The sequence below is a fragment of the Mucilaginibacter sp. genome (assembly GCF_035492695.1).
Lineage (GTDB): Bacteria > Bacteroidota > Bacteroidia > Sphingobacteriales > Sphingobacteriaceae > Mucilaginibacter.
In genome coordinates this window covers 544763-556976 of sequence record NZ_DATJJC010000033.1, presented here as the reverse complement: position 1 = coordinate 556976, position 12214 = coordinate 544763, and the positions used below count along the sequence as shown (strand labels likewise).

5 protein-coding genes are annotated in these 12214 nt (G+C 43.5%); all 5 read left to right on the top strand.

Translation table 11 applies throughout. The features are described from left to right. Positions 1-13: 13 nt before the first annotated feature. The 5 genes from VL525_RS22635 to VL525_RS22615 all read left to right on the top strand — a co-directional run bounded on the left by VL525_RS22635 (position 14) and on the right by VL525_RS22615 (position 12076). On the top strand, positions 14-766 hold the full coding sequence (locus tag VL525_RS22635) for a head GIN domain-containing protein (RefSeq protein WP_325390020.1): 753 nt from the start codon (positions 14-16) through the stop codon (positions 764-766). Positions 767-801: 35 nt separating this feature from the next. Then, positions 802-3180, top strand: coding sequence for an ABC transporter permease (locus VL525_RS22630; RefSeq protein ID WP_325390018.1), 2379 nt, complete (start codon positions 802-804; stop codon positions 3178-3180). A gap of 86 nt (positions 3181-3266) precedes the next feature. After that, on the top strand, positions 3267-6905 hold the full coding sequence (locus tag VL525_RS22625) for an ABC transporter permease (protein WP_325390016.1): 3639 nt from the start codon (positions 3267-3269) through the stop codon (positions 6903-6905). Positions 6906-7094: 189 nt separating this feature from the next. After that, positions 7095-9518: an ABC transporter permease gene (locus VL525_RS22620; RefSeq protein WP_325390014.1), complete on the top strand. Its 2424-nt coding sequence runs from the start codon at positions 7095-7097 to the stop codon at positions 9516-9518. Positions 9519-9706: 188 nt separating this feature from the next. Beyond that, on the top strand, positions 9707-12076 hold the full coding sequence (locus VL525_RS22615) for an ABC transporter permease (RefSeq protein ID WP_325390012.1): 2370 nt from the start codon (positions 9707-9709) through the stop codon (positions 12074-12076). The last annotated feature ends 138 nt before the right edge of the window (positions 12077-12214 follow it).

Genomic DNA, 12214 nt, shown 5'->3' with positions numbered 1-12214 from the left:
TGAACTAGAAAATATGAGATCAATAAAGGTTTTTTTAATAGCAGCGGTATTTTCAGCAGGATCAGTTTCTGCGTTTGCCACAATCAAAGCAGATTCAACAGTCACCACCACCCGCAGCATTTCGGGGTTTGACGGCTTGCATGTGCAGGGCCCCTTTGAAGTTTATATAACCCAGGGAACAACCGAATCGGTAAAATTTGATGCTCCGAAAGAGATCGTTCCGCGTATTGTAACAGAAGTGCATGGGAATACTTTAGAAATACACAATAAACACGACAACTGGGGCTGGGGTGAAAAGAGCTGGTACAGCGACAAAAGCTGGTGGCGCAAGCACAATGTAAAGATCAAAGTTTACGTCACAGTGAAAGAACTAAACAATATTAAGCTATCCGGTTCAGGAGGTGTTTCCTTCAAGGACGGTATTACTGCTAATAGTATGAAATTAACCCTGCGAGGTTCGGGTTATATAGAAGGTAAGCTTGATGTTAAAAAACTGCAAAGCGCCATTTCCGGCTCGGGCAATATCAAATTGTCCGGCGACGCCGAAACTTCTTCGGTGAAGATGACCGGCTCGGGTAATTTCAACGCATCGGAATTAGTTACTTCTAATTCTGCTGTGAAAGTTTCCGGTTCGGGTGGTGCGAGGGTAAATGCCAATGGCAGGGTGGATGCGGCTATCAGCGGCTCGGGCGGCGTAAGCTACACCGGCACTGCAAAAGTGGTTAACAGCACCAAAAGCGGCAGCGGCAGTATCAGTAAATTTTAAAGAATTGTCTACTGACAAACTAATCAACCAATACTATGATAAGGAACTATTTCAAAACCGCATTCAGGAACCTTTGGAGAAACAAAGTGTTTTCCATCATCAACATTACCGGCCTTAGTGTTGGGCTGGCCTGTTGCATGCTGATATTTTTGTATACGATGGATGAGGTGAGCTATGACCGTTTTCATCTGAATGCCGCCAATATTTATCACTTGACAGCGGATATGAAAGGTGCGGATGGGCAGGTGCGTAAAATTTCGAGCACCGGGGATATGCCCGGTCCGAATTTCAAAAGGCAATTGCCCGAAATACAGGATTTTGTGCGGATACAAAATGCGAATTTTACTGTAAAACGCGGTACGGAAGTGTTCGACCAGACTGCATTGGCTGTGGACAGTAATTTCTTCTCGGTTTTCACTTTCCCTATGATCGATGGCAATCGAAAGACGGCCTTAAACGATATTCATTCCCTTGTACTGTCTGAAGAGACAGCCGAAAAATATTTTGGCAAGCAAAGCCCGGTAGGCAAAACGCTTGACCTGAAGGTAGATGATAAATTTCAGCCGTTTACAGTAACCGGCGTTATCAAAAAATCGCCGCAAAATTCGTCGATCAAGATCCAGATGCTGGTGTCGAAGAAAACCAATCATGAGGATACTGAATGGCTTAATTTCTTTCAGAACACATTTTTCGTGGTAAGGCCGGGTACTGATATCGCAAGCCTGGATGCAAAGATCAATAAGGTTTATACGATAGATGCCGCTGACCAAATGAAAGAAATGGCAAAAAAATACGGTTTCAAGGATAAGATAACTTATGGCCTGCAGCCTTTACTGGCTATGCATACCAGTACGGACTATCCGGCCGATAATGGCCTGAGTGACAGCAGCAGCCCGGTTTATTCCTACATTTTATCTGGTATTGCCTTGTTCATCCTGCTCATTGCCTGCATCAATTTTGTGAACCTTACCGTAGCCCGGTCACTTAAACGCGCCAAAGAAATAGGCATACGCAAGGTTGTTGGCGGGCAGCGCAAGCAATTGATCATGCAGTTTCTGGGCGAATCATCCATTTTGAGTTTTGTAGCTTTTGTATTCGGAATTGTGGTGGTAATAGTGGTGTTGCCGTTTTTTAATACGCTGGCCAACAAGTCACTTGCTTTCTCTTATTTATTGAGCGTTAAGCTGGTATTAGGATACATCGGGATATTTTTGCTTACAAGCTTGCTTGCAGGGTTTTATCCTGCATTGGTATTGTCGGGCTTTAACCCGGTACAGTCACTGTACAACCGTCAGAATTATCATGGGAAAAATTACCTTTCGAAAGGATTGGTTATCCTGCAATTCACACTGGCTACCTTCCTTATAATATCAACCATTACCATTTACTCCCAGTTCAACTACCTGACACACTTCGACCTGGGCTATAACGATAAAAATGTGGTGACCATATCGGCAGGCGGAATGGACAAACAAAAAATGCCGTTACTTAAAGCCGAGTTGATGAAAAATCCACAGGTGAAAATGGTTACCGCCGACCAGGGTGGCCGCTGGGGCACTGTGGCACACGTTAATAATGGCAAAGATGCCAATTTTGATATGAAACATATTGACGAGGATTATCTGCCAATGTTTGAAGTACCTATTGTTGCAGGCCGTAATTTCTCTAAGGCCATGGTTTCAGATTCGGGCAATGCTGTTTTGGTTAACGAAGAATTTGTAAAACAATCCGGATGGAAAAAACCTATCGGCGAGGTGGTTGATTTCTTTTATAATAAGAAAAAATATACTGTTGTCGGCGTTGTGAAAAATTATCACTTCCTGTCGCTGACCGAGAAAACCCCTGCAATGCTTTATACCATGAAACCTGATTATCCATGGGGCGATGTTTTTGTAAAGATAAAAGATGGTAACAAGGCTGAAGTGCTTCATCATATCGAAAAAACATTCAAAAGCATATTCCCATTCATCCCTTACCAGTATAGTTTCAAAGATGCCAAAAATGCCGAACAATATGACAAGGAATCCAAATGGAAACAGATAGTAACATTCGGCGCGGTACTTACCATATTCATTTCGTGCATTGGCTTGTTTGGTTTAGCTACGCTTTCTGCTGAACGTCGTAAGAAGGAGATAGGCATCCGCAAAGTATTAGGGGCAAGCGTGCAGGGCATTGTGCGTAAGCTTTCTACTGATTTTTTGATCCTTGTTCTCATATCGGCTGCTATCGCAGTGCCTGGTGCCATATGGGCCATGAACAAGTGGCTGCAAAATTATCCGTACCGCATAACGCTGAGCTCCTGGATATTTTTATTGGCTGCTGTGTTTGTAGCGGTAGTTGCTTTAGTGACGGTAAGTTTCCAGGCGGTTAAAGCGGCGATGGCCAACCCGGTAAAGAGTTTACGAAGTGAGTGATCAGTTAATTTGTGATTTGTGATTAGTCGATTTGGGCGAACCAACCAATCACGAGTTAACTAATCACCAATTAACATTCAAATTATTTGAATTCGTACACATTCCATATTACCCTTTATGATGTGTTTTTCTTCGGAATGACATTTATAGGGTTGACATTTGCTTTGCAGTTGTGGCTCATTAAAAGCGCCAACCGCATTGCGAACAGGTTTCTTGCTTTGGCATTGGTTACGATGATCTTGTCGATGGTGCGGATGCTGATCATTGACATCCGGCTCGAAACCTACCTGCCCGGCTGGGACAAGTTACCAATGCAATACCTGCTTGCGCTTGGCCCCCTGATGTATTTTTATGTGCTGAAAATAACCCGCCCCGGGTATAAACTTCACGGGAAAGACTGGCTGCATTTTAGTCCATTGTTGCTTGAATTTGGTGTTCTGGCGCTTGAGATAAGGGAAAGTACCAGGACAGGAGCTGCTACTTACAATACATCGGCGTTTCAATTGTTGAACCCTGTACTGCAATTGCTGATATTTGTTTCGATCATCACCTATATATACAGGTCGGATAAGCTGATTGAAAATTTTTACCGGCGGTTGCCGCTTAAACTAATGGACCGGTCGCTCCTGGAATTCAGATGGCTGCGTCGTTTGTTGGGCGCTACCGCGTTGTTATGGATTTTTTGGATCGTCTGTGCTGCGGCCAATTACTTCGGTTACCGAAATCAGTTAGGAATACACGTTTATTATCCTTTTTATATTTTTTTCGCGGTGATCATGATCTGGACCGCCACTGCTGCTTTCCTGAAACCACAGGCCGGCCTAGCGGCCATGCAGCCTGCTGCGGCAAAGCCGCCCCCGCCGTCCGGATTGAAAGAAAAAGGCGGGTGGCTGAAGAGGATAATGGAGGCCAACTGCTATTATCGCGACCCTGACCTGAGCCTTACCTCGTTAGCTGAAAAGCTTGGCTCAACTTCGCATGAACTATCATGGATCATCAATACGATACTCAAAAAAAGCTTCAGCGATTTCGTGAATGAATACCGCGCGCGGGATGTGATCATCAAAATGCAGGATGCCGCATACGATCATATTACGCTGCTGGGCATTGCGTTTGAGTCGGGTTTCAACTCACAAAGTACATTTTACCGCACGTTCAAGCAATTGACCGGGAAAAGCCCTGTGGATTACAAAAAAGGCCTTAAAAAAGAGTATTCATTTTATAATTCGGGAAATAAGAACCTGCATTCGCCGGTATTTTTGAACCAGGAAACCATAGTTCAATGGTCATCCGGGAAATTAAACCGCAGTCGTATGTTTAAAAATTATTTCAAAACCGCTACCCGTAACCTGAAGAAGAATATCGGGTTTACAGCCATCAATGTGCTTGGTCTTTCTGTAGGGCTGGCTACCTGCCTGCTTATTGTGTTTTATGTAGTTGATGAAATAAGTTACGATAGGTACAATGTTAAAGCCGACAGGATATACCGTGTTTCGGTCGAAGCCGGACTGAACGGGCATGCCGGGAAGTACGCGACATCTGAAGGCCCGCTTGAAGCTGCTCTAAAGGATAATTTTCCCGAGATCGAAAAGGCAGCCAGGCTGATAGATAAAGGCGGGCTGTTTATTTCGCCGCAAAAATTTTCAGTAAGAAAAGGCAATGAAAATGTTCAGGAAAAAAAAGTGGTATTTACGGAATCGAGCCTGTTTGACGTATTCACCTTGCCCATGGTCAGCGGTGAACCTTCGAAATCACTGGACGAGCCGCATTCGGCGGTCATTACCGAAAGCACAGCAAAAAAATATTTTAATAAAACCGATGTGGTAGGGCAAACGCTGACCATAAACGACACCAGTTTGTATAAAATAACCGGTGTGATAAAGGACATACCTTCACAATCGCATTTCAATTATGATTTCTTTTTATCGTTTTCGTCGCTGCCTGAAAGCAGGGTGAATAGCTGGGGTTACAGTGGTGTGCATAATTATGTGTTATTGAAGCCAAATGCCGATGTCAAAAACCTGCAGTTGCGTATTGCTCAACTGGAGATCAAAAATTCGCCTGCGCCTGCTAAAACATGGACTGCGAACGGTAATTACTTCCGCACGGTTTTAATGCCGCTGCTTAAAATTCACCTGAGTTCTGATTATGAATATGAACTGGAAAAAGGCGGAAGTATACAATACGTCTATATTTTCTCCATAATAGCAGCCTTTATATTGGTGATAGCCTGCGTTAACTTTATGAACCTTTCGACGGCGCGTTCGTCAAACCGGGCCAAAGAAGTTGGTGTTCGTAAAGTTTTGGGTTCGGCCAGGAAGAATCTTGTCGCGCAGTTCCTGACGGAGTCGGTTATGGTTACTTTGGCTTCAACTGTTATTGCGGTTGTGCTGGCCATATTATTGATGCCTTTGTTTAACCAGATGGCGGGCAAACAATTGGGCTTTACTTTGGGATCGCTAACCTGGCTGATACCGTCATTACTGGTCGGCGTGGTTGTAATAGGTTTCCTGGCAGGGTCGTACCCGGCATTTTTCCTGTCGGGATTTCAGCCTATCGAAGTATTGAAGGGCAAACTCTCTGTTGGATTAAAGGGTGGATTTTTACGTAGCTTCCTGGTGGTTTTTCAATTTTCGATCTCCATTTTCCTCATTATTGGTACGCTGGTTATCTATAACCAATTAAACTTTATTCAGAATAAAGACCTCGGGTTCGATCGCAGCCGGGTATTGATCGTAAAAAATACAAATGTGCTGGGCAAGCAGGCCAAAATTTTAGATGACGAGTTAAAGCAATTGCCGGGTGTAGCTAACGTCAGCATGTCGCCCTATCAGCCGACCGGAGAAGAGCGTTTGAAGACTGGTCTGTTTCCAGATCGTACCATTGATGTAAAGAAGGATGTGCTTTCAGAATTTTGGACGGCTGACGAGGACTATTTATCAACCATGGGTCTAAAACTGGTAAGCGGGCGCAATTTTTCCAGGCAACTGGCATCTGACAGTATGGCCATTATAGTAAACGAATCCCTCGTAAAGAAATTTGGCTGGAAAGATCCTATAAACAAGCATATCTTCCGCAATTCCGTCGGCTTGCAGGAGTTTCATGTAATAGGGGTTGTGAAAGATTTCAATTTTGAGTCGCTCCGCCACGAAATAACGCCACTGGCATTGGTATATGGCCAGGACAACGGCGCCATCAATGTGCGTATGCGCACTACCGACCTTAAAGGTTTGATTGCAAAGGTGGAAAATAAATGGAAGGAATTGTCGCCCAATCAGCAGTTCAGTTATTCGTTTATGGATACTGATTTTGATGCGACTTACCGCACCGAGCAGAGGGTGGGTACATTGTTCATTTCGTTCAGCACACTGGCTATCGTGATAGCTTGCCTGGGTTTGTTCGGGCTGGCAGCGTATGCAGCCGAACAACGCAATAAAGAGATAGGTATCCGCAAGGTGTTGGGCGCTAGTGTGTCCGGCATTGTGGGGATGCTTTCGGTTGACTTTATTAAACTGGTATTAATATCCATCCTTTTGGCGTCGCCGCTGGCCTGGCTGGCCATGGATAAACTTTTCCTGCAAAACTTCGCCTACCGAACCGAAATGCACTGGTGGATATTGGGTATTGCCGGCGCGATGGCGCTGCTCATCGCTTTTGTGACGATCAGTTTTCAGTCCGTCAAAGCGGCATTGGCTAATCCGGTGAAGAGTTTGCGGAGTGAGTAATTAGTTAATTAGTGATTGGTTGACTTGTGATTAGTTGGTTGGTGATTAGGTCAAACACATCTTTTTACCTGCTTGAGCTGCTGCCATCGGTATGATCCAAATAAATCAGTGAGATCATGCTAAAAAGTGAAAGACTGCTGCAACCTATTGTTCCAAACAGGCGTCTGATAAATAACAAATTGGAAGATCATGATCAGGAACTATATCAAAACCGCTTTCCGCAATCTTTTAAAAAATAAAGGCTTCACGGCCATCAATGTTTTGGGGCTGGCGTTGGGCTTGGCCACGTGTTTACTTATCGTATTTTATGTATTCGATGAGTTGAATTACGATAAATTCAACCTGAAAGCCGACCGTATTTACCGGATCAATAACGAAATAAAATTCGGGGGAAATGAAAGTGCATCGGCAGATGTGCCTGCACCTACTGCTGCTGCATTAAAGGCCGATTTCCCTGAGATTGAACAAGTGGTAAGATTTAGAGACCGTGGTGGCAATCCGGTAAAAAAAGGCACCCAGAACATCCAGGAAAACAGGATGGTATTTGCCGACCCAGCTGTATTCGACGTATTTACATTACCTATGATCGGCGGCGATCCGAAGACAGCGCTGAAAGAACCGCGCACCGTAGTTATTACCGAAGAAATTGCGCGCAAGTATTTTAATACACCCAATGCTGTTGGTAAAGTACTTACTTTCAATGATACTTCGCTTTATAAAGTAACCGGTGTGATCAAAAATATTCCTTCACAATCGCATTTCCATTTTGATTTTTTTATATCGATGGCCGGCTTGCCGGAGAGTAAGGAAAATGCCTGGTTCAGCAATAATTTCAAAACCTATTTACTGTTAAGGCCCGGCGCTAATATCCATACGCTACAAGCTAAATTAAACGAATTTATGCACAAACATGCCGGTCCGCAGTTGCAGGATATTTTACATCTCACCTTCGCGAAATTCGAGCAAAGCGGTAATTATTACAGGTTCAGCCTTACGCCGCTTGCTAAAATACACCTGCAATCTAATATACGCGACGAATTTGAAGCTAACGGCAGCATTCAAACGGTGTACATATTCATCGCTATTGCGGTGCTGATATTGCTCATCGCATGTGTTAATTTCATGAACCTTTCTACCGCACGCTCATCCAACCGGGCAAAAGAAGTAGGGGTAAGAAAGGTTTTGGGATCGGCCAGGAAATATCTTATAGCGCAATTTTTAACAGAGTCGATAATGGTGACGCTTGTAGGCGCCGTTATTGCGGTTTTTACAGCATGGGCGCTGCTTGGTTTATTCAACAATTTGGCGGGTAAGGAATTAGCTATTACACCCGGCATATTATTATGGCTATTACCTTCTTTACTTGTTTTCATCATCGTCATCGGCTGCCTTGCAGGTTCGTATCCGGCGATATATCTTTCCAGCTTTCAACCGATACAGGTGCTTAAAGGCAAACTGGCAGCCGGTTTCAAAAACAGTGTACTGCGTAATGTATTGGTAGTAGGGCAATTTGTGATCTCGATTGGGCTTATAATAGGTACGCTGGTTATTTACAACCAATTGAAATATATTGAGAACAAAGATATCGGTTTTAACCGCGAGCATGTGATGACGGTATGGGACACCTGGACGCTTGGCGACAAGGCCAAAACTTTTAAGCAGGAAATTAAACAGTTAGCCGGCGTACAAAACGTGAGTATGACGGGCTTTTTACCCACCGGTGGCTCTGATAACAATTCTTCTGTTTTTAAAGACCCTGTGCTCGACCAAAAACGTGCTATACTAAGCTCAATTTGGTTTGTAGACGAAGACTATATTCCTACTATGGGCATGAAAATGGTAGCCGGGCGAAATTTTTCCACCCAAATGTCCACTGATACTACAGCCATAATCATTAATGAGTCGGCCGCAAAATTATTGGCTTTCTCAAATCCGCTTGACCAAAAGTTGTATGTACCCCAGGACAACATGGCCAAAATAATGAAGCCTTACCACATTGTAGGTATTGTTAAGGACTTCAATTTTAAATCGTTGCGCGAAAACGTAACACCGATGATCCTTTTCAACAGTGAAGACAGAGGCGCTCTGAATATCCGGATAAAATCGTCTGATATTAAAGCCTTGCAGGAACAGATAAAAAACAAATGGACGGCATTTTCGCCCAATCATGCTTTCAATTTTTCCTTTATGGACCAGGATTTTGATAAGATGTACCGGGCCGAACAACGCCAGGGTCAGATCGCGGTTTCATTTACATCATTGGCCATAGTAATTGCCTGCCTTGGATTGTTTGGCCTGGCTGCTTATGCAGCAGAACAGCGTACCAAAGAGATCGGTATCCGCAAAGTATTGGGCGCCAACGTATCTAATATTGTAAGTATGCTGTCGAAAGACTTTATAGCCTTGGTATTAATAGCCATATTGGTTGCAGTGCCTATAGCCTGGTATTTTATGCATCAATGGCTGCAAGGGTTTGCCTATCATCAAAACGTGCAATGGTGGATAATAGCTGTAGCCGGATCGGGTGCTATATTGATCGCTTTCGTAACCATCAGCTTTCAATCCATTAAAGCAGCCCTGACTAACCCGGTGAAGAGTTTGAGGAGCGAGTGATTTTGTGAATGGTGAATAAATAGTGGAGGGTTATTGCCTATTCACCATTCACCAACTGTATCATTACCGGACATCGGAGTGTTACACAAGCGGACATTTCAATAAAATAGTGTTTTTTAAATTATTGTATATCAATACATTCATTGTTTGGTATCGTTTTTCAGGCTGATTTATAAATCTTTTGATCCATGTTTAAAAACTATCTCAAAATTACATGGAGAAATCTTCTCCGTCAAAAAGGGTTCTCGTTCATCAACATAGTTGGCCTGGCAATAGGTATGGCCAGCGCAGCACTCATCTTGTTCTGGGTTCAGAATGAACTAAGCTACGACCAGTTCCACACAAAAAAAGACAGGCTTTACGAGGTTTATAACCGTTCGGTTTTTGACGGTAAGCTTTGGTGTTGGGGTACCACGCCCAAAATAATGGCCCAGACACTTAAGTCGGGTTATCCGCAGATAGAAGAAACATGCCGCACAAAAAACGCCAATTTTCTATTTACCATAGGCGAAAAACATTTAAACGTTGATGGGAACTTTACCGATCCGGGCTTTTTAACCATGTTCAGTTTTCCGCTGGTCAGCGGTAACCCCAATACAGCTTTAAATAATGGCAATTCGGTGGTTATTACAGAAAAATTGTCGAAAAAGCTTTTCGGAAACGAGAATGCGATGGGTAAGGTAGTGAAGATAGATAGTAATGCCTATTTCACGGTGACCGGCGTAATGAAGGATCTGCCAAACAATACGCAATTTAATTTTGAGTACCTGATGCCCTGGTCGTACCTTAAAAAGCTCGGTGGCGATGATTTGAACTGGGGAAACAATTCATGCCAGACATGGGTGCTTTTGAAACCTAATATCACGCTGGCCGATGCCAACAAAAGCATTATTAACGTCACCCGGTCGCATTCAGAGGTTAAGGACATAGACGTATTCCTTCACCCTGCAAGCAAATGGCGGCTTTACTCAAATTTCGATCAGAAAGGCAATATTTCAGGCGGCCGCATTACAACAGTCAGGACATTTTCAATTATAGCGGTATTTATCCTGCTGATTGCCTGCATCAATTTTATGAACCTGAGCACCGCCCGAAGCGAGAAACGGGCAAAAGAGGTTGGTATACGCAAGGTGGTTGGCGCATTGCGCGGTTCGCTGATCTCGCAGTTTCTCGGCGAGTCGATCATTATCGCCCTGATAGCCGGCGCCCTTGCGCTGCTTGTTGTGCAGTTAAGCATGTCTGGCTTCAATGTTTTAACAGATAAGCATCTTTTTGTGCCTTACGGCAATGCATATTTCTGGCTGGCGAGCATTGGTTTTATCCTGTTTACAGGAATTATCTCGGGCAGTTACCCGGCGCTATATTTATCGTCGTTCAGACCGATAAGTGTACTGAAAGGCACTTTTAAAGCAGCTAACGCCATCATTACCCCGCGTAAAATATTGGTAGTTACGCAGTTTACTTTTGCTATAGTGCTTATTATCTGCACCATCATTATCAGGCAGCAATTGAAATATGCACAAGAGAGAGATTCGGGTTATAAAAAGGATAACCTGGTATATGTAATGATGACCGGAGAAGATGATAAGCATTTTCATTCGATAAAAAACGAACTTTTAAGCAGCGGCGCAGCAGTAGCGGTTTCAAAAACCAGTGCGCCCATTACCCAGGGCTGGAGCGATACCTGGGATTTTTACTGGCCCGGAAAAGATGTGACGAAGAAAATTGATTTTGATGTATTTAATACGGAGGGCGACCTGGCTAAAACCATGGGATTAACCGTTGTGGAAGGCCGCGATATTGATGTTAAAACTTATCCGGCCGATTCGTCAGCGATCTTGTTAAATCAATCGGCTGTAAAAACCATGGGTTTGAAAAATCCTATAGGACAAATAATAAAACGGGGAACCGGTAAGGATGCTGCCAAGCTACATATTGTAGGCGTGGTTAAAGATTTTATCCTTCACTCGCCTTATGAACCAACAAAAAACATGGTTATACAGGGGCCAAATTCTTGGTTCAATGTGATCCATTTCAGGCTGAATAACGCCAATTCCACAGCCGAAAGCCTGAAAAGAGCCGAGGCAGTATTTAAAAAATATAACCCCGAATATCCTTTTGAATACAATTTTATCGACCAGGATTACGCGAAGAAATTTGGCGATGAGCAGCGTACGCAGACATTGGCAGGTTTGTTCTCCGGTTTAACCATTATCATTTCATGCCTGGGATTGTTCGGGCTGGCCGCTTATATGGCGCAAAACAGGATAAAAGAAATAGGCGTGCGCAAAGTTTTGGGAGCATCGGTAACCGGAATAACCGCGCTGCTTTCTAAGGACTTTCTGAAACTTGTGATGATATCTTTCTTCATCGCTTCGCCGATAGCCTGGTATTTTATGGATAAATGGCTTATTGGCTACACATACCGTATACCGATAAGTATATGGGTATTTGTTACAGCCGCCATAGTAACTATTTTAATATCACTGATAACCATCAGTTTTCAAACCATTAAGGCAGCGGTAGCTAATCCGGTAAAGAGTTTGAGGAGTGAGTGAAATGGTGAATAGTCAATAGTGAATAGTGAATAATATATTACTCACAATTGACTATTCACCATTCACTACTGTATCATAACCGAACAATACGGTGTTACACAAACGGACATTTTTGAGTGCGTTGATTTTGTAAATAGT

Coding starts and splice junctions, on each gene's coding strand:
- VL525_RS22620 (WP_325390014.1), top strand. CDS start 7,095: ATGATCAGGAACTATATCAAAACCGCTTTCCGCAATCTTTTAAAAAAT.
- VL525_RS22635 (WP_325390020.1), top strand. CDS start 14: ATGAGATCAATAAAGGTTTTTTTAATAGCAGCGGTATTTTCAGCAGGA.
- VL525_RS22615 (WP_325390012.1), top strand. CDS start 9,707: ATGTTTAAAAACTATCTCAAAATTACATGGAGAAATCTTCTCCGTCAA.
- VL525_RS22630 (WP_325390018.1), top strand. CDS start 802: ATGATAAGGAACTATTTCAAAACCGCATTCAGGAACCTTTGGAGAAAC.